The organism is Vibrio plantisponsor (assembly GCF_013041605.1).
Taxonomy (GTDB): Bacteria; Pseudomonadota; Gammaproteobacteria; order Enterobacterales; family Vibrionaceae; genus Vibrio; species Vibrio plantisponsor.
On sequence record NZ_JABEQC010000011.1, the window covers coordinates 62807 to 80907 of the forward strand.

Genomic DNA, 18101 nt, shown 5'->3' on the forward strand with positions numbered 1-18101 from the left:
ATAACAATAACGATTAGGTTTTATTCTCTCCATTCCCCCACTTAGGTGGGGATTTTTGTATCTGCCACTTTTTAATAGCAAAAAGCCCCACCAATTGGCAGGGCTCATGTTTCTGAGAAGGTAAAATCCTTCTATTTATTCTTCTTTAGCTTGTTCTTCTTCAGCATCTTGCTGTTGGTCTTCAAGTACTTCTTCAACCAATTGTTCAGCAAGTGCTGGTGCAAACCAAGCATCAAGCTTAGCGCGCAGAATATCAACGCCGATACCGCTCAATGAAGAGAAGCCGTCAACACTTACGTCGCCACCAAACTCTTTCGCATCATTACGGATTTTCAGAATTTGCGCTTTACGTGCGCCACTCTTTAGCTTGTCCGCTTTAGTAAGTAGTACCTGAACTGGGATGCCACACTCAACCGCCCAAACAATGAGTTGTTGGTCGAGATCTTTCATTGGGTGACGAATATCCATCAAAACCACCAAACCCTTCAGGCATTGGCGCTTTTGTAAGTACTCACCTAACGATTGTTGCCACTTCTTCTTCATTTCTAGTGGAACTTGAGCAAAACCATAGCCCGGTAAGTCAACAATGTGGCAACCTTCGGTCACTTTAAACAAGTTAATTAACTGAGTTCGTCCTGGGGTTTTACTGGTTTTTGCTAGGCTCTTCTGATTGGTTAATCGATTGAGAGAACTAGATTTGCCAGCATTTGAGCGTCCTGCAAACGCAATTTCGATACCTTCGTCAGCTGGAAGATGGCGAATGTCTGGTGCACTGGTAATGAAATGCGTGTTTTGATAATGAATTTTTACGCTCACTGTTAACTCCATCTCGACTTTGTGTAGTCGATTGATTACTTTTTTGTGAAATTGTGTAAAATAACCGTGCTCGGCATAAGGTCGCCAATTGTACCACAGTGGTACTGGAAGCTTGATTATTATAAATGGAATGTCATGAATAAATTAGCGCTAATATTGAGTCTTTTAGCCAGCTGCTCCGTATGGGCCCAAGGCAGCATAGAAGCTGGCAAAGCAAAATCCGAAACGTGTGTTGCCTGTCACGGTGCTGATGGCAACAGTCTAATTACAACTTACCCTAAACTTGCTGGCCAACACGCTAAGTATATTGAGAAGCAGCTAAAAGATCTCAAACTTGGTGCGACGAGTGCTGGTAAACAAGGCCGTTACGACCCTGTAATGAGCGCTATGGCGATGCCACTTAGCGACGAAGACATGTCTGACTTGGCCGCTTACTTCTCTTCACTCCCTATCTCTTCTAACTCTACACCTGAAGATGTAGTAAGCACGGGTAAAGCACTATATACAGCGGGTGACGCCTCTCGTGGTCTAACAGCATGTATCGCATGTCATGGTCCACGTGGTAATGGTACAGAACTTTCAGGGTTCCCTAAAATTTCTGGTCAGCATGCTGATTATGTTAAAGCTCAGCTGATGAAATTCCGCGATGATTCTCGTGGTAATGACATGAACGCTATGATGCGTGATGTTGCTAAGAAGTTAACTGATGCTGACATCGAAATTTTGTCTAAATATGTTGGTGGTCTGCACTAACGAAGCCTAGCCAAGTTCGAGCAATGTTGTAAACAACCCTGAAGTCCGCTTCGGGGTTGTTGCGTTTTAGGGCTAAATTTTCTTCTCTAATCATGGTTCCATAAAGGTTCATTATCAGAAATGGCTGATGACCTTGTGAGACATTTGCCATACTGACTGCTTATCTTATTGTTAACTAATTCTTAACTGATTGATTTGTATGAAGCTTGATTAAGGTTGATAAAATTGGCTTAAAAATTAGAGCTAGATCCATTGTTTACACGCTTGATAGGCGTAAAGTTCTGGTGTCGGCAAGATGCTGACAGAGGAACTCAGACCATGAAGGTCTCCAAGGAGCAGGTAGGGATAGCTTGCATTCCGGTAAGGGACAGACAATAAGTAGGATGCTTATTGGGATAAGGATGGTCACTTCGTCTAAAGGTAAGACAGTGTAAAGGATCGAGCAAAGGACCGCTTTGCTACAGGAAGTAACACTTGCTATAAAAGGTAGCAATAAGAGGGAAGGCCAAAATTCATCAGGATGATGACAAAACACACTTTTTGGCATGGAAAGCATTAAAAACAAATGGAATATTGGTGTACCGAATCGGTACGACCCACTTTTTGTCACATACGTGGCGACTTAGAAAGCGATAGGTAACCCTATCGCTTTTTTTATTTTTAACTAAATTGTTGAAAAAATGTTCGTCGAGTCTCCACTCTAGCGTCAGTTTCTGGTATGTTTCGCATCCCCCGTTAAAGGATGCCGAAATGCACAACTGCCCTCAATGTCGCTGCCCTTTATGCAATGGCGATAAAACCGATGCATATTTTGAAGATAAACATCGAGAGTATCTTCAATGTCAGACATGTCAGTTGGTATTTGTAAACCCGCAGCACCGTCTAAGTGCTGAGCGTGAAAAAGCGTTTTATGACTTACATGAAAACGATCCAAACGACGCAGGCTATCGTCGCTTTTTATCTCGTGTATGTGATCCTATGCTTGAAAGACTGGCTCCAGATTCGAAAGGGTTAGATTTTGGCTGTGGTCCCGGACCAACACTCTCTTTGATGTTAGAAGAAGCAGGACACGACGTGGCTTTGTACGATATCTTCTTTCATCCAAATGAACAGGCGCTACAGACAGAATACGATTTTATGACTGCTACAGAGGTGATAGAGCACTTACATCACCCAGATACGGTGTGGCAGCAATGGTTGAATTTGGTTAAACCCGGAGGCTGGATTGGTCTAATGACCAAAATGGTAAAAGACAGAGATGCTTTTGCTAGTTGGCACTACAAGAATGACCTCACACATGTGATCTTCTTTAGTCGCGCCACATTCCAGTTTTTGGCTGAGCGAGATAAGCTCGAACTTGAATTTATAGGCAACGATGTAATTTTGCTGAGGAAACCCCAGTAATGTCTAGAGAAAAGAAAACTAAAACAGGTATTAACGGCGATCTCGTTTTCGCACGTAAACATAACCGTAAGAATGACGACGTTGAAGGTCGTGAACGCAAGAAAGCGAAGAAGCACAAAGGATTGAAAAGCGGTAACCGTCACTCTGAAGGCAAGCAGCAATCGGAGAGAGCGGCAGCGCAAGCTCGTGACCCTCGTCTTGGCAGCAAGAAAAAGATTCCTTTGATTGTTGATACTAAGAAACCAACAAAACAAGAGCGTCGTATTTCGGCTGAGAAAGAGCTGGAAATGCTAGAGAATGATGCTCAACTAAACGTATTGTTGGACCGTATCGACAACGGCGAGAAGCTGGGTGCTGGTCTGCAAAAATACGTGGATGAGAAATTAGACCGTATTGAAATGTTGATGAAGCAGTTGGGCATCTACGAAGAAGAGCTTGATGTTGAAGACGAGCAAGACGAAGAAGAGCAACTTTCTGCTAGCAAACAACCAGCGGCGAAAGCGACTAAACGTCAGCCAAAATCAGATGATGATTACCTGTCTGATTTCGAAAACCTCGATTTAAACGATTATAAAGGCTAAGGATTTTCAATGAACGTAACCCTATTAGTAATAGTTGGCGCTGCGATCATTGTTGGTCTGGCATCTTATGCTGGCTACCTTCTGCTGCAACTGAAAAAGCAAAAAGTGTTGCAGCAGCAACATCAGTCTCTGGCTATTGAAAAGCGCAATGCGAACATTTTCGAAAGTGTGAATGTATTGTGCATGGCAGGTATTCAGGGACAATGTGACCTTTCTGAGATCAGTATTCGCGTTTACTGCATCATGGATTATGTGCAAGGCGAAGACCGCGTCGATTTCGAAGCTGAATACCCTGCGATCTCTGAGCTGTATCATATCGTTAAAGATATGCCTCGTGGCGAAGCTCGTCAGGAAATGGCGAAACAAGAGCGCATGAAACAAAATCTCACTCGTCAGAAGGCTGAAGGCCGCTTGAATGACGCCATCATTGAAGAACTGCACGCGTTGAAAAAACGTGTTCAGCCACTGAATAATCAAATTGCCATTCAAATGGTGTGATAAATCGTTCATCTGCTAGTAAGTGATCGAGCTAGCAGATTCGAACATTTTGTCGCTAAATTTAATTTTGCTGCCCGCCGCTTTTCTTGTCGTGTGGCAAAATACACCTATTGATACTAGGTCAAAAGACCCTAAATAACGGAAAGAGTCACTATGTCGTCGCAAGTCGTACCGAGCCAGCAGATCGTTTGGGATCAGGCTGTTTTAGACAAGTACAACTACTCTGGGCCTCGCTACACGTCTTATCCTACTGCGGTAGAGTTTCATGAAGCTTTTACCATTGCAGATTACGATAGGGCATGTGCACAGTACCCAGAGCGACCGCTGTCGCTTTACGTTCATATCCCGTTTTGTCACAAGCTTTGCTACTACTGTGGTTGTAACAAAGTAATTACTCGCCATTCGCACAAAGCGGATGAGTATCTGGACATTCTGACTCACGAGATTCAGCAACGCGCTTCATTGCTGCAAGGTCGTCGCGTTACTCAGTTGCACTTTGGTGGCGGTACTCCGACTTTCTTGAGCAATAAACAAATAACACGCCTGATGACGCTACTGCGTAGCGAATTCTTCTTTGAAGATGATGCGGAAATCAGTATTGAAGTCGATCCGCGTGAAATTGAATTGAGTGTTCTTGACCACTTGAGAAGTGAAGGCTTTAACCGTCTGAGTATCGGTGTTCAAGATTTCAATAAAGAAGTTCAGGCGCTCGTTAACCGTGAGCAAGACGAAGAGTTCATCGTACAGCTTGTTGAGCGCGCTAAGCAGTTAGGTTTCCGTTCTACCAACCTAGATTTGATTTACGGTTTGCCTAAGCAAACATTAGAGACGTTTAGCCAGACACTCGAAAAAGTTCTGGAGATGAAACCGGGGCGCTTGTCAGTGTTCAACTACGCACACATGCCGCAGCTATTTGCTGCGCAACGTAAAATCAAAGATGCCGATTTGCCGTCAGCCGATGAAAAGATGGCGATTCTGCAGCACTCGATTTCAACCTTAACCGAAGCGGGCTACCAGTTCATCGGTATGGACCATTTCGCGTTGCCGGATGATGAACTGGCGATTGCTCAGCGTAAGGGTGTTTTGCATCGTAACTTCCAAGGTTATACCACCCAAGGTGAATGTGATTTGGTTGGCTTTGGTGTTTCAGCTATCTCAATGATTGGCGACGCTTACGCGCAGAATCAAAAAGAGCTGAAAAAGTACTACGAGCAAGTGAATGAGATGCGACATGCCTTGTGGAAAGGTGTGAGTTTAGATAGTGATGACTTGCTACGCCGTGAAGTGATTAAGCAGCTGATTTGTAACTTCAAACTGGATAAGCGAATTATTGAGCAGCAGTTTGGTGTTCGATTCCACCAATTCTTTAAGCATGATTTAGCGTTGCTTCAGACCTTCATTGATGACCAACTGGTTGTGGTGGATGATCAGTATATTGAAGTTACACTTCGTGGCCGTTTGCTGATTCGTAATATCTGTATGTGTTTTGACAAGTATCTGCGTCAACGTGCTCGCCAGCAGCAATTCTCACGCGTGATTTAGCGAATAGATAAATCGACGAACAGAGAACAAAATAAAAGCCAGCTTAGTTGCTGGCTTTTTGCTTTTTAGAACACGTTTAGTTTGTTTCTAACAGGCTTAGCGCTTTACGAGTAACATCGTGAGCAGCATGAGTCATGTTCTGCTGTTGCAAAGCATCAGCTAAATAAGCGTAATCGGAAACACTAGAACGTAGCGATAAGGCTTTTTCCAGATGTTCCTGTGCCAGTTTCCATTCTTGTTCGCGGAAATAGAGTTGTCCTAGAGCACTATGAGCTTCCGCATTGCTGTCGTTTTTCTTCACCGCATCTTTCAACATAACAATCGCAGGATAGCGGTCACTAATATTGAGTTCTGGGATCAAAGCATAAAGCTCAGGCGTTGCTTGCTTCTTCAGATTCTCTTTGATTAAGGTGAATGCTTCATTGTCAGCTTTGCGTTTAATCAGTTGTTGAATCAAGGCATTAACTAGTGCTGGTTCTGCTTTTAGTTTTCGCGTTAAACCGTTCCAGTGTGCAAGCAGGCCTTCTGTGCCTTTCTGGCTGGCAATCGATTCTAGAGCGCCGCACTGAGCCGTTAATGTAAGTTTTTCTGCTTCTTGTTCTGTTAGGCGTTTCGCTTTCACTAGTTTGGGCAGAAGTTCGAGCAGAGGAGCCCACTCTTTTTGCTGAAGGTAAGCTTGCTTCAACAAGTTCAAGATAATGGTGTTATTAGGATGCTGATGTTGCAACGTCGTCAGTGTTTGCGTTGCTTTGTCGTAATCACCATCGCTGATTTGTTGCTTCGCTCTGGTCAGCTCGACGGCTAAGGTCGCATTTTCTTGTTTCGCAGCCATTTCTAGGTATCGGTCGCGCTTTTCACGGTCACCCATGCCGTTTGCCGCTTCAGAAGCGACAAGATAACAGAGTAGAGGCATATCGTGGTGGCTTGCCCAGCGTGTTACTTTTTTCTCTGCCTGCTTCCAGTCACCTTCGAGTAACTTGATGATACCTTGGTTGGTATAACGACGAGAGCGGCGCTGCTTACGGATACTGAACCAGTTCCAGGTTGTGAAGCTCATGTAGAAGAATTTCTTCACAATAAACTCAAGCGCGAACAGCGCAGCCAAAGCGCCGATAACAAAGATAACCAGAGTCGTAACGCTCATCTCAATGGTTTTATTGGCTATTGAGATGAGAACATAACCTTGCTGCCCTGCGTATTGAGTGCCGACAAACAGCCCCGCACCAAGGACAACGAAAAGAAAGATTAAACGAATCATTCTTTGTCCTCCTTAATCACCGAAGTCACTTCGCGGCGTAAGCGCTCACTAATCACATCAGACAACTGTTTTTGCGTTTCCAGTTTTACCGGGTAATCAACCTGAACCTTTTGTTCAGCCAGTTTCGCCAGTGTCGATTGGAAGGTTTGTACGGTATTGTCATTTTGATTAAAGAATGATGTTGACCACTCTTGAGCCGTTTTTAGTGAAGTGGTGTAGATCTCTTGCTGTTCCACATAAACAGACTTAATTGCGGTTTCCAGCTTCGCCTTCACGTTCTCTTTAAGATAGAAATGTTGCTCAGGAGAGAGTAGTGGAATCACATTGCCATCACGGGTGCGGAAAGTGATGAAGTTTTCTGCGAAGTCTTTCAGTGAGGTCATCAAGTTGTCTTGCCAGTTATTGATGTCATCAGAGACGACTTGTTGTGTCTCTTGTGGTGCGTCAGGCAAGATCGCGTTTGCCAGAGGTAAGGCATCGACTTGTTGTTGCAGGCTAATCAGACGAAGAACCAGACCATCACGATCAATCAGAGGAACGGATTTTAGTTTGGTAATGTCATTCGCCATTGCTTTACGCAGTGGCGTTAAACTTGGGTCATTCAGTGAAGCAATACGCTGATCGGCACTTTCCATCAACTGGGTTGCACTTTCCACATCGTGCTCAAGGAACAGCTTACGTCCGGCAAGTTTTACTAAGTAATCTGCTTCTGCCAGTAGCCAATCATTCGGACGACGGCCTTTGACGTCAGCCATGGCTAGCTGCAAGCTTTGAATGCTTTTTTGCTGTTGTTCAAGCACAGTTTCTGCGCGATGAGTAACTTCAGTGGCTTTGGCTTCCGCTTGTTGGGTCACTTCTGCAAGCTGAGTATCAACAGCGCTGCGAGTTTGATTTAACTCGGCACGCAGTGCGGCAATTTGTGCTTCGTACTGCGTTTGTTTCTGCTGCATCTGAATTGCAAGACCACCGCCTAGCAGCGCGGCAAGCACAATGGCAACGGTTGCCAGTTTTGTTCCTTTCTTGCTTTGCTTTTCTAACTTGTTCATTTGCTCAGCATTAGATTTTATGTTGTCTTTTGCTGGCTTAGGCTCTGTTGGTTTGATCTCTGGAGAAGCTTCTTGAGTTGGTGCGGTTTCCGCTTTTGATGGTGCTTCTTTTGAGTCCGTATTTGACGAAGTAGAGTCTGACGAAGTAGAGTCTGACGAAGTTGAGTCAGACGAAGTCTCTGTTGGAGCAGCAGTAGAAAGTGTTTCTTGGTTTTTTTCCGGTTCTGATTGCGGATTATCTTTTTTACTTGTCATTGCTGAGAGTCCTGTTTGTTATGGCTGGAGAGCGGCCACTAAATCTTGGTTCGCTGCACTGCGAGTAACAACGATGTGTTCAAATCCCATTGTTCTTGCATCATTGGCGATACGTTCGCTTGGTACCAATAGCTTCAACTGATGAGCCCACGACGCCATTGCAGGGTTATCTAGTTGAGACATAAAAAAAGCCAGTTGATGACCGCTGGTAATAATTAGGGTATCAACGTTTTGCTGTTGCCATTGCTTGCAATAAGCTCTGGCGTCAAAAGGCAAATCTTTACGTTGATACACTTCTTTGTAGGCCACCAAAGCGCCTCGTTCACTCAGTGTTTCTTGTATCAGTTCACGTCCGCCGTTTCCGCGCAAAATAATAATTTTCTGCCCAGAGACTGATTGTAGTTCTGCCAGTTCAAGAAGATGCTCACTATCACTGACGTGAGGGTAGTTTACTGATTGTCCGGTGACTTTGCTTAAAAGGTGTGCTGTTTTTTGACCAACGGCAAGGTATCTTGTTGATGTTGCCCAATTTGATTGCTGTTGTCTCAAATATTGGTCACTAAAATCAACAGCGTGCTGGCTGACCGCAATGATGGTATCACATTGCTTGATATCGGGAAGAAGGTGAGGCAGATCGGTACCTGCCTCGATAGTCATCAGAGGGTGGTATAGGGCGGTGAGGCCCACATTTTCGAGTTGTTGGCACAACTCTATGCCTTGCGCTTCGGGGCGCGTTACCAGTACCGCCATCAGTTACTTAGCCACCATCTATTATTCAGCTGTCAGAGTTTATTCGTGTTCAGCGTAAAGCTTAGTGAGGATCTCTTTGGCACCTTGATCGAGAAGTTGGTGAGCAAGTTCGATACCTAAACTTTCGGCATCTTGGCGAGCGCCCCTGATTTCACCGCGTACTATGGTTGTGCCATCTGGCTCACCGACTAAAGCGCGCAACCAAAGTTCATCTCCGTCGAGAAGTGCATAGCTGCCGATAGGCACCTGACAGCCACCTTCCAATGTCAGGTTCATTGCGCGCTCACATTTCACGCGGTCAGCTGTATCAACGTGGTTAAGCGGTGCCAGCAGTTTTAGCAGACGTTCATCATCTAGGCGACACTCAATACCTACCGCGCCTTGCCCAACGGCTGGAAGTGATTGCTCTGGTTCAATAAAGCTGCGGATTCTCTCTTCTAGCTCAAGGCGTTTTAAACCTGCGGCTGCAAGAATGATCGCATCGTATTCACCGGCATCTAGCTTACCTAAGCGTGTTCCGACGTTGCCACGAAGCTCTTTGATGATTAAATCAGGGCGAGCTTCTTTTAGCTGGCATTGACGACGTAAGCTACACGTACCAATTACAGCACCTTGTGGTAATTCATCGATAGAAGCGTAAGTGTTTGACACAAAAGCGTCGCGAGGATCTTCTCGTTCACAGATAGTGACTAAGCCAAGGCCTTCAGGAAACTCGACAGGCACATCTTTCATTGAATGCACCGCTAAATCTGCGCGACCTTCCAACATGGCAACTTCCAGTTCTTTAACGAATAGACCTTTGCCACCCACTTTTGCTAGTGGTGTGTCTAGAATGATGTCGCCTTTCGTTACCATGGTTACCAATTCAACTTCGAGACCCGGATGGGCAGCTTGTAGAGCATCTTTTACATAGTGAGCCTGCCATAAAGCCAGTGGGCTTTGACGAGTAGCGATTCGAATAGGTGTTGTCTGTGTCATGGTAATCCTGATAAAAATATTAGTTTGAAGGCAATTGACCTAGAAGATTTACAGGTTCCTAGTCTACCACTGGAAAAAATAAAGTTTCACTACTAGTTCTTTGTCTTGTGCTTGTGGTGTTTTTTTACGAAAAAAGGAGGAGTAAGTGTGACGTGTGACACTCTATGTTGACGATTTTATTATTTACTTACGGTGGATAGTTACAATGCTTATTTGACGGGCTTTCAAGCCATCTTGTTTAATAATACTTTAGTGTGACATAGTGCCAAGAACGCTTTACCAGTGCGGATTAAAGTGTTAAATTGATCACGTTTTAATGGCGCTTTAGTGTGAAATGCAACCAAAGTGCGCATTTTTGTTTCAACCAAGGACCATACCTTGCAGGCTTACACACAGACGTTAATCCAGAGATTAGACAAGTTAAACCGGCAACGCATTCAGCGTGCGCTGGCTCTTATGGATTTGCAAAGTCAGCGAGTATTCCACCTGATCCCCGCTTTATTTCACTACAATCATCCGCTTATTCCAGGCTATTTCAGTTACGAAGTTCCACATGGCATTCAATGTTTTGAACTTAATGATGTTCAGCAACAGTTTGTTAGTGATGCGGAATTAACGCTAAACCAACCTTTGAAAACGACAGAACACCCGGAAATTTTGGGTCTGTATACCATGGGCAGCACATCGTCTATTGGTCAAAGCACATCTAGTGATTTGGATATTTGGGTATGTGTTAGCTCGTTGATGGGTTGTGAAGCGCGTGAACGTTTAACCAATAAGTGTTTATTGATCACGGATTGGGCTAAGAGCCAAGGTGTAGAAGCAAACTTCTTCTTGATGGATGAGCAACGATTCCGCTCTAAACAATCAGAAGAGATGACGGGCGAAAACTGTGGCTCGTCACAACATATGCTGTTACTGGATGAGTTTTATCGCTCGGCAGTACGCTTAGCTGGTAAGCGTCTTTTGTGGCAAATTGTGCCGCCAGAGATGGAAGAGTGCTACGACGAATATGTCACTCAGCTGTGTTCAAAATCCTATATCGACTGCTCAGAATGGATCGACTTCGGTCAGCTTAACCATATCCCTGCAGAAGAGTACTTTGGTGCGAATTTATGGCAGCTGTATAAGAGTATCGACTCACCGTACAAATCGGTAATGAAGGCGATACTGCTAGAGGCATATTCGTGGGAGTACCCACAAACTCAGTTATTGAGTGTCGACAGCAAGCGTCGTTTCTTTGCTCATGATCCTGACCTCTATAGTATGGACTCATACTATCTGATGCTGGAAAAAGTGACGCGTTATCTGGAACGTATCGGTGACGATACTCGCTTAGACTTGGTGCGCCGCTGTTTCTATCTCAAAACTCATGAAAAGCTGTCTCGTGAGCCGGGTGTCGGTTCTGTTGAGTGGCGTCGTGAGGCTCTGGGTGAATTAACTCAACAATGGGGATGGTCTCGCTCTGTTATTGAAGAGCTGGATAACCGTCGCCATTGGAAGGTTGAGCAAGTGAAAGTGGTTCACCACTCACTGCTTGACGCTTTGATGCTCAGCTATCGCAACCTGATTCAGTTTGCGCGTCGTAATGACATTACGTCGGCAATTAGTCCGCAAGACATTTCGATATTGGCGCGTAAATTATACGCGGCATTTGAAGTACTGCCGGGCAAAGTCACCTTGCTAAACCCACAAATTTCTCCTGACCTGCATGAGCCAGACTTAACCTTTATCGAGGTGAGCAAAGGCCGAACTAACAAAGCAGGCTGGTACCTTTATAAGCAACCAATCGAAGCGCACCGCATCATTGGTCAGCCTTACCTAGAGCACAACGAATACCTCAGTAAGCTCGTCGCTTGGTCATTCTTTAACGGCATGATCACTGAATCGACGCGTTTGCACTCTGTGGTTCGTGGCGCTCATCTGGATATAGATAAGTTCTACCAGATGGTGAGTGATTTGCGGAATACCTTCTCGCTACGTAAGCGCCGCCCAACCATGCAAGCGTTGGCGAGCCCGTGTGAAATTAGCCAGTTGGCGATGTTTATCAACTTTGAAAATGACCCTACTGCGGATTTAAGCGGTAAGTCTTTGAAAGTTGACTTGAAGAACGCGGATATTTTCAGCTTTGGTGCAGAACAGAAATGTTTGGTCGGTAGTGTCGATTTGGTGTACCGAAATTCATGGCAAGAAGTGCGTACCCTGCACTTCAAGGGTGAAACCGCCATGATGGATGCCCTGAAAACGGTACTCGGTAAAATGCACCAAGACGCTTTGCCTCCAGAATCGGTGGATGTGTTCTGCTACAGCAAGAACTTACGTGGCGTGATGCGTAATCTGGTTTATCAGCTATTGGCTGAATGTATCGATTTACGTTTGAAACCAGTTGAGCAAGAGAAGCGTCGTCGCTTCAAAGCGTTGCGTATTGGCGACCAGATGTACGGTCTGTTCTTTGAACGTCGTGGTGTGTCGGTACAAAAACTCGAGAACTCAGTGGATTTCTACCGCAGCATTTCAACCAACAAGCTGAAAGGCTCTCCGTTGTTGATGCTTGACCGTGATGAAGATTATCAACTGCCTGATGTGGTTGATGGCTTTGCCAGCGAAGGTTTGGTGCAGTTCTTCTTTGAAGATACAGAGAAGGGTTTCAATATTTACGTGTTAGATGAAAACAACCGCGTAGAAGTTTATCACCAGTTTAACGGTGAGAAAGATGAGATGATCGCCAGCGTGAACTCATTCTACACATCAGTTCGTGATGATAACGAATTGGCCTCTCAACTGATCAACTTCAATTTGCCTCAGTATTACCAGATTGTTCATCCGGTAGAAGGCGAAACATACGTTGTGCCTTATCGTAACGACTCATCGCTTTATTCCCGACCATCGAAAGCGGTCAACGGGTAACGGTTGTCATCGTCAGATGAACACAATCCGAATCAAAGTAAAAAAGAGCACCTAGGTGCTCTTTTTTCTCATTGCCGTTTGAAGAGGGAACATTTCACGTAAGGCGCAGGGTTTTATTCCCAGTCAATCTCTTCGCCAGCGTGTTTTTCACACTCTTGCTTAACCATGCTGATAAGCTCAACACCCGTTTTAGAGCAGATCCATTGTTCGTCTTGCCACTGGAAGTGGAAACCGCCTGATTTAGACGCCAGCCAGATCTCTTTCATCGGCTCTTGGCGGTTGATTATGATTTGGCTGCGGTCGTCAAACTCTAACGTCATCACGTTACCCGTCGTTTCATAATCGATATCGGCACCCGAATCATCAATGGCTTGTTCGATGATTTGCATCTGGCTATCGACCAGTTGATGAAATTCAGTCTCGTTCATCCTATCTGTCCTATTGCTTTTCCTGATTGTGGTGCGATTATAGGGGGCATTGAATCAATAATCACGATATGCAAAATGAAAAAGTCCATTACAGCACTATTTCTTTTGTCTGCACTTGCATTAGCAGGGTGCGGGCAAACAGGGCCACTCTATATGCCAGACGACGCTCAAAACAGTGAGCAGAGCAAATAACGCTCTAATAATAAATAACGAATGAAAAAATAAGGGAAAGAATTTTGGATTACTTCAATTATCAGGATGATGGCCAGCTTTGGGCGGAAAACGTCGCTTTAACGCAACTTGCAGAGCAGTTTGGCACTCCTTTATACGTGTATTCTCGCGCAACATTAGAACGTCACTGGCATGCGTTTGATAAATCTGTGGCAGATCATCCGCACCTTGTGTGTTATGCGGTGAAAGCAAACTCAAACATCGGCGTATTAAATACATTAGCTCGTTTGGGTTCTGGCTTCGATATCGTTTCAGGCGGTGAACTTGAACGTGTTATCGCTGCTGGTGGTGATCCGGCTAAAGTGGTGTTCTCGGGCGTGGGTAAAACCGAAGCTGAGATGAAACGCGCTTTGGAGCTGAAGATTAAATGCTTCAACGTAGAGTCTGAGCCAGAGCTAGAGCGCTTGAACAAAGTTGCGGGTGAGCTTGGTGTGAAAGCGCCGATTTCACTGCGTATTAACCCTGATGTGGATGCCAAAACTCACCCTTACATTTCGACAGGTTTGCGCGATAACAAATTTGGTATCGCTTTTGACCGCGCACCACACGCTTACCGTCTGGCTCAAAGCTTAGAGAATCTATCGGTATGCGGTATTGACTGTCACATCGGTTCTCAGCTTACTGCGATTGAACCTTTCATTGATGCAACAGATCGTCTGCTGGCGTTAATTGATGAATTAACCGCTTCTGGCATCAAGATTAAGCACCTTGATGTGGGTGGTGGCTTAGGTGTTATCTATCGCGATGAACTGCCTCCGCAGCCTTCTGACTATGCGAAAGCACTGCTTGCTCGTTTGCAGAATCATCAAGACCTTGAGCTGATTTTTGAGCCGGGACGTGCGATTGCGGCTAACGCGGGTGTGTTGTTAACCAAAGTCGAATTCCTGAAACACACTGAGCACAAGAACTTCGCTATTATTGATGCGGCAATGAACGATTTGATTCGTCCTGCGCTTTACCAAGCTTGGCAAGACATCATTCCGCTGGTTCCTCGTGAAGGTGAGCCAACAACTTACGATTTAGTTGGCCCAGTTTGTGAAACTGGCGACTTCCTAGGTAAAGACCGTTCTTTGGTATTGGAAGCGGGTGATCTTCTGGCAGTGCGTTCTGCGGGTGCTTATGGCTTTACCATGTCATCAAACTACAATACTCGTGCCCGAGCGGCGGAAGTGATGGTTGATGGCGATAAGGTTCACCTTGTGCGTAAGCGTGAAGAATTAAGTAGCCTATGGGCTCTAGAAAATATTTTGCCGGAGTAAAGTGACCTATTATGCACTTCCACTTTTCTAAAATGCATGGTTTGGGTAATGACTTCATGGTTGTGGATTGCATTACTCAGAACACCTATTTTTCACCAGACTTGATCCGCCGTTTGGCGGATCGTCATACTGGTGTGGGGTTTGACCAACTGTTAGTGGTTGAAGCCCCTTATGATCCGGAAACGGATTTTCACTACCGCATTTTTAATGCTGATGGCAGTGAAGTAGAACAGTGTGGGAACGGTGCCCGTTGCTTCGCTCGCTTTGTGCGCATGAAAGGTTTAACCAATAAGTACAGCATCAGTGTCAGCACCAAAAAGGGCAAGATGATCCTCAATGTTGGTGAAGGCGACGATATCACTGTAAACATGGGCGTACCTGAGTTCGAACCAAGCAAAATTCCTTTCCGCGCCAAGCAGATGGAAAAGACTTACATCATGCGCGTTGAAGACCAGACTCTGTTTTGTGGAGCGGTCAGCATGGGTAACCCACATGTGGTCACCGTTGTTGATGATATTGACACAGCGGCAGTGGAAACATTGGGTCCATTACTGGAGTCTCATGAGCGTTTCCCTGAGCGAGTCAATGCCGGTTTCATGCAAGTGGTTAGCCGTGATGAAGTGAAACTTCGTGTTTATGAGCGCGGTGCCGGTGAAACTCAAGCGTGCGGAAGTGGCGCGTGTGCGGCAGTTGCTGTGGGTATTCTGCAAGGTTTACTGGATGACGAAGTGGTTGTACATCTACCGGGTGGTAGCTTAGAAATCGAGTGGAAAGGCTTAGGCTATCCGTTATACATGACAGGTCCTGCAACTCACGTCTATGACGGTCAGGTTTCCTGCTAATCTCATTGTCCCTTGTAGCTGCCTTAACGAAGCTACTAAGCAAAGGGATGCATTGTTGTTAAGGAATACATCGTTTTGTCACAACTGGAAGCAGATGCTCTGACAGCAGAAGTGGTTGCTGAGTATCTAAAAGACAACCCAGACTTTTTTAAGCACCGCCAAGAGTTGGTGGACAGCTTATCTTTACCGAGCCAGCAGTCTGGCTCGGTTTCTTTAGTTCACGTTCAAATGGCTCGTCAGCGTCAGCGAATTGAAGATTTAGAAGAAGAAATTACTTCTCTGATGTCTTTAGCTGCGAGCAATGACCGTACTTTTCATGAATTCATGGATCTGCAAGAGCAGATATTAAAATGTGAATGCTTTGCCGACGTCTGTGCCATGATTGAAGAGAAGGCGCGTACATTGAACCTGATTGGTTATGTGCGTTTGTTGAACAATCAAGACACTAAGTACAGCTTATCCAAAGAGCAGTGGAGCCGTTTTTCGACCAATCATTTTAATGGCAAGAGCGCTTACCTTGGGCGCTTGAGAAAGGCTGACCGCCACTTACTTTTTGGCGAGCAGCTTTTTGGTGAGCAGGTCTTTAGCGGAAAACGGGCGGGTGAAGAACGATATGCGCCGGAAATGGGCTCTTACGTGATTCTGCCGTTAATTAAACGTAATCCGCTAGGGATATTGGCGTTTGCCAGTGAAGATGGTGGTCACTTCCAACCGTCTATGGATACTCTGTTCTTGCGCCATCTTGCTTTGGTCGTTTCTCATTTAATCGACACCTTACCTTGGCAGCTGGAGTCCCATGAGCGAATCAACACCTCATTTGTCAACTAACTTTGCTGAGCCTCTAGAACGCTTTTACGAGTACTTACGCAGTGAGAAAGGGCTGAGCCTTTATACCCAGCGAAATTATAAGCAGCAGTTAGAGAGCATGGGTCTGTATCTCATGTCTGTCGGTGTTGACGGTTGGGTAAACGTCGATCCCGGTTGGGTTCGTCAGCTTGCCAGTAAAGGTATGCGCTCGGGAATGAAAGAGAGCAGCATCGCCACTCGTCTTTCTTCACTACGTAGCTTCTTTGATTTTCTGATATTGCGTGGCGAAATGAATGCTAACCCCGCTAAAGGGGTGTCTGCGCCAAGGAAAAAGCGTCCTTTGCCGAAGAACCTTGATGTAGACGAGATGGCGCAACTGCTCGAAGTGAATGAAGATGACCCTCTGTCGATTCGTGATCGTGCCATCATGGAGCTGATGTATGGTGCTGGTTTGCGTTTGGCTGAGCTGGTATCTATTAATGTCAAAGACGTTAACTTCAGCGCTGGTGAAATACGTGTGGTCGGTAAAGGGAACAAAGAACGTGTCGCTCCTTTTTCTGGAATGGCGAAAGAGTGGCTGAACAACTGGTTGAAAATTCGTGGGCAGCTAGCAAATGCAGATGAAGACGGTTTATTTGTCTCTAAGCTGGGTAATCGAATCTCTCACCGAAGTGTGCAAAAACGCATGGCAGAGTGGGGGCAGAAGCAAGCGGTTCCTAGTCATATTAGCCCTCACAAATTGCGTCACTCGTTTGCCACACATGTACTGGAATCAAGTAATAACCTTAGGGCAGTACAAGAGTTGCTGGGGCACGAGAATATCTCGACAACCCAAATCTACACTCACTTGGATTTCCAACATTTAGCTCAGGTTTACGACCAAGCCCATCCAAGAGCTCATAAGCGTAAGCAAAACAAAGATAAGGAGTGAGTGATGCAAATTTATCGCAGCCTTTCACCCATTCAGGCGATGACATTTGATCTGGATGATACCCTTTATGACAACCGTCCAGTCATTCATCATGTTGAAGAGCAAGTGGCTCTTTGGTTGTTTCAGCATCACCCAGTGACGGCAAGCAAACCATTAGTATGGTGGAAAGCATTAAAAGCAAAATTAGCTAAGGATGACCCTTGGTTGCCGCATGATGTGAGCTTGTGGCGTTTTGAACAAATTCGTCAAGGCTTGATGCTGTTAGGTTATTCGGAAACCGATGCGCGTATTGCGGCTACCGATGCGATGCTGGAAGTTCATCGGCTGCGAAACTTAGTGGATGTGCCTGATGAGACACACAAAGTTCTTGCTGAGCTTGCTGCAAAAATTCCGTTGGTGGCGATTACTAATGGTAATGTCGATCCAGAGAAAATCGGTTTAGCCCAGTATTTTCAACTGATATTAAGAGCCGGTCCTGACGGACATGCAAAACCGTATCCGGATATGTTTTTACGTGCGCAGGAATTTTTAGGCTTGCCCGCGCAATCGATCTTGCATGTCGGAGATCATCCAGTAAAAGATGTGATGGGGGCGAAGAAGCACGGTTTTCAAGCGTGTTGGTATAATGATCGAGGTCTCACATTGCTTGCAACGCGTAAAGCTAAAATCCTGCCAGATCTCGAAATTAATCAAATAGAGCAATTATCACAATTCATTAGATGACATACCTATGCGTTCATGCGGTATAATTATTAACAATAATAACAAAAGATTCATAACGTATTGATATGAACCTTTCACCTTTAGTCGGGTTA

General features: G+C 45.3%; 18 protein-coding genes. 12 read left to right on the forward strand and 6 right to left on the reverse strand.

What is annotated here, in order from left to right; all coding sequences use genetic code 11:
- Positions 1-135: 135 nt before the first annotated feature.
- Positions 136-816 carry a ribosome biogenesis GTP-binding protein YihA/YsxC gene (gene yihA / locus HKI82_RS15610; RefSeq protein WP_102941501.1) on the reverse strand — a complete coding sequence of 227 codons (681 nt, stop codon included), beginning with the start codon at positions 814-816 and terminating at the stop codon, positions 136-138.
- Between the two features lie 135 nt (positions 817-951).
- Between yihA and HKI82_RS15615 the strand changes: the two genes are divergently transcribed.
- From HKI82_RS15615 to hemN, 5 genes are all read left to right on the forward strand, one after another.
- Entirely contained in the window at positions 952-1569 is a 618-nt protein-coding gene (locus HKI82_RS15615; protein ID WP_102941502.1) for a c-type cytochrome, read from the forward strand.
- Positions 1570-2319: 750 nt separating this feature from the next.
- Entirely contained in the window at positions 2320-2973 is a 654-nt protein-coding gene (locus HKI82_RS15620) for a class I SAM-dependent methyltransferase (protein WP_042487961.1), read from the forward strand.
- Positions 2973-3554: a Der GTPase-activating protein YihI gene (yihI, locus tag HKI82_RS15625; protein WP_171138488.1), complete on the forward strand. Its 582-nt coding sequence runs from the start codon at positions 2973-2975 to the stop codon at positions 3552-3554. The genes HKI82_RS15620 and yihI overlap by 1 nt, the downstream gene beginning before the upstream one ends.
- Before the next feature lie 9 nt (positions 3555-3563).
- Entirely contained in the window at positions 3564-4052 is a 489-nt protein-coding gene (locus tag HKI82_RS15630; RefSeq protein WP_171138489.1) for a DUF2489 domain-containing protein, read from the forward strand.
- Between the two features lie 153 nt (positions 4053-4205).
- The gene (gene hemN, locus HKI82_RS15635) at positions 4206-5594 is read left to right on the forward strand and encodes an oxygen-independent coproporphyrinogen III oxidase (RefSeq protein WP_171138490.1); all 1389 of its coding nucleotides are present in this window, start codon (positions 4206-4208) and stop codon (positions 5592-5594) included.
- Positions 5595-5670: 76 nt separating this feature from the next.
- On the opposite strand, the gene HKI82_RS15640 is transcribed toward hemN, so the two are convergent.
- From HKI82_RS15640 to hemC, 4 genes are read right to left on the reverse strand one after another with little or no spacing between them, the layout of a single operon-like run.
- Positions 5671-6852, reverse strand: a complete 1182-nt coding sequence (locus HKI82_RS15640) for a heme biosynthesis protein HemY (protein WP_102941506.1) — start codon at positions 6850-6852, stop codon at positions 5671-5673.
- On the reverse strand, positions 6849-8153 hold the full coding sequence (locus HKI82_RS15645) for a uroporphyrinogen-III C-methyltransferase (protein WP_171138491.1): 1305 nt from the start codon (positions 8151-8153) through the stop codon (positions 6849-6851). Before HKI82_RS15645 ends, HKI82_RS15640 begins: the two co-directional genes overlap by 4 nt.
- Before the next feature lie 18 nt (positions 8154-8171).
- Complete coding sequence (locus HKI82_RS15650; protein ID WP_171138492.1) at positions 8172-8903, reverse strand: uroporphyrinogen-III synthase; 732 nt, start codon at positions 8901-8903, stop codon at positions 8172-8174.
- Between the two features lie 39 nt (positions 8904-8942).
- Positions 8943-9881, reverse strand: coding sequence for a hydroxymethylbilane synthase (hemC, locus tag HKI82_RS15655; protein ID WP_102954590.1), 939 nt, complete (start codon positions 9879-9881; stop codon positions 8943-8945).
- Positions 9882-10259: 378 nt separating this feature from the next.
- Here hemC and HKI82_RS15660 point away from each other — a divergent pair, with 378 nt between their 5' ends.
- Entirely contained in the window at positions 10260-12788 is a 2529-nt protein-coding gene (locus HKI82_RS15660) for a class I adenylate cyclase (protein WP_102941509.1), read from the forward strand.
- A 113-nt stretch (positions 12789-12901) separates the two neighbouring features.
- On the opposite strand, the gene cyaY is transcribed toward HKI82_RS15660, so the two are convergent.
- Positions 12902-13216, reverse strand: coding sequence for an iron donor protein CyaY (gene cyaY / locus HKI82_RS15665; protein ID WP_042487987.1), 315 nt, complete (start codon positions 13214-13216; stop codon positions 12902-12904).
- A gap of 75 nt (positions 13217-13291) precedes the next feature.
- On the opposite strand from cyaY, the gene lptM reads away from it, so the two are divergent.
- The 6 genes from lptM to yigB all read left to right on the forward strand — a co-directional run bounded on the left by lptM (position 13292) and on the right by yigB (position 18009).
- Positions 13292-13408 carry an LPS translocon maturation chaperone LptM gene (lptM, locus tag HKI82_RS20705; protein WP_414628718.1) on the forward strand — a complete coding sequence of 39 codons (117 nt, stop codon included), beginning with the start codon at positions 13292-13294 and terminating at the stop codon, positions 13406-13408.
- Between the two features lie 44 nt (positions 13409-13452).
- A complete protein-coding gene (lysA, locus tag HKI82_RS15675) occupies positions 13453-14706 on the forward strand; it encodes a diaminopimelate decarboxylase (RefSeq protein WP_042487990.1) in 1254 nt (417 codons plus the stop codon).
- Positions 14707-14717: 11 nt separating this feature from the next.
- Entirely contained in the window at positions 14718-15548 is an 831-nt protein-coding gene (gene dapF, locus HKI82_RS15680; protein WP_102941511.1) for a diaminopimelate epimerase, read from the forward strand.
- Positions 15549-15623: 75 nt separating this feature from the next.
- A complete protein-coding gene (locus HKI82_RS15685) occupies positions 15624-16376 on the forward strand; it encodes a DUF484 family protein (RefSeq protein ID WP_102941512.1) in 753 nt (250 codons plus the stop codon).
- A complete protein-coding gene (gene xerC, locus HKI82_RS15690; RefSeq protein ID WP_171138494.1) occupies positions 16345-17286 on the forward strand; it encodes a tyrosine recombinase XerC in 942 nt (313 codons plus the stop codon). Before HKI82_RS15685 ends, xerC begins: the two co-directional genes overlap by 32 nt.
- Before the next feature lie 3 nt (positions 17287-17289).
- Entirely contained in the window at positions 17290-18009 is a 720-nt protein-coding gene (gene yigB, locus HKI82_RS15695; RefSeq protein ID WP_171138495.1) for a 5-amino-6-(5-phospho-D-ribitylamino)uracil phosphatase YigB, read from the forward strand.
- Positions 18010-18101: the final 92 nt, after the last annotated feature.

What these genes read in the sequence shown, in the direction of transcription:
- cyaY (WP_042487987.1), bottom strand. Translation starts at nt 13,216, where the DNA reads ATGAACGAGACTGAATTTCATCAACTGGTCGATAGCCAGATGCAAATC.
- HKI82_RS15640 (WP_102941506.1), bottom strand. Translation starts at nt 6,852, where the DNA reads ATGATTCGTTTAATCTTTCTTTTCGTTGTCCTTGGTGCGGGGCTGTTT.
- HKI82_RS15615 (WP_102941502.1), top strand. Translation starts at nt 952, where the DNA reads ATGAATAAATTAGCGCTAATATTGAGTCTTTTAGCCAGCTGCTCCGTA.
- HKI82_RS15630 (WP_171138489.1), top strand. Translation starts at nt 3,564, where the DNA reads ATGAACGTAACCCTATTAGTAATAGTTGGCGCTGCGATCATTGTTGGT.
- HKI82_RS15620 (WP_042487961.1), top strand. Translation starts at nt 2,320, where the DNA reads ATGCACAACTGCCCTCAATGTCGCTGCCCTTTATGCAATGGCGATAAA.
- HKI82_RS15645 (WP_171138491.1), bottom strand. Translation starts at nt 8,153, where the DNA reads ATGACAAGTAAAAAAGATAATCCGCAATCAGAACCGGAAAAAAACCAA.
- hemC (WP_102954590.1), bottom strand. Translation starts at nt 9,881, where the DNA reads ATGACACAGACAACACCTATTCGAATCGCTACTCGTCAAAGCCCACTG.
- yigB (WP_171138495.1), top strand. Translation starts at nt 17,290, where the DNA reads ATGCAAATTTATCGCAGCCTTTCACCCATTCAGGCGATGACATTTGAT.
- lptM (WP_414628718.1), top strand. Translation starts at nt 13,292, where the DNA reads ATGAAAAAGTCCATTACAGCACTATTTCTTTTGTCTGCACTTGCATTA.
- hemN (WP_171138490.1), top strand. Translation starts at nt 4,206, where the DNA reads ATGTCGTCGCAAGTCGTACCGAGCCAGCAGATCGTTTGGGATCAGGCT.
- yihI (WP_171138488.1), top strand. Translation starts at nt 2,973, where the DNA reads ATGTCTAGAGAAAAGAAAACTAAAACAGGTATTAACGGCGATCTCGTT.
- HKI82_RS15650 (WP_171138492.1), bottom strand. Translation starts at nt 8,903, where the DNA reads ATGGCGGTACTGGTAACGCGCCCCGAAGCGCAAGGCATAGAGTTGTGC.
- dapF (WP_102941511.1), top strand. Translation starts at nt 14,718, where the DNA reads ATGCACTTCCACTTTTCTAAAATGCATGGTTTGGGTAATGACTTCATG.
- xerC (WP_171138494.1), top strand. Translation starts at nt 16,345, where the DNA reads ATGAGCGAATCAACACCTCATTTGTCAACTAACTTTGCTGAGCCTCTA.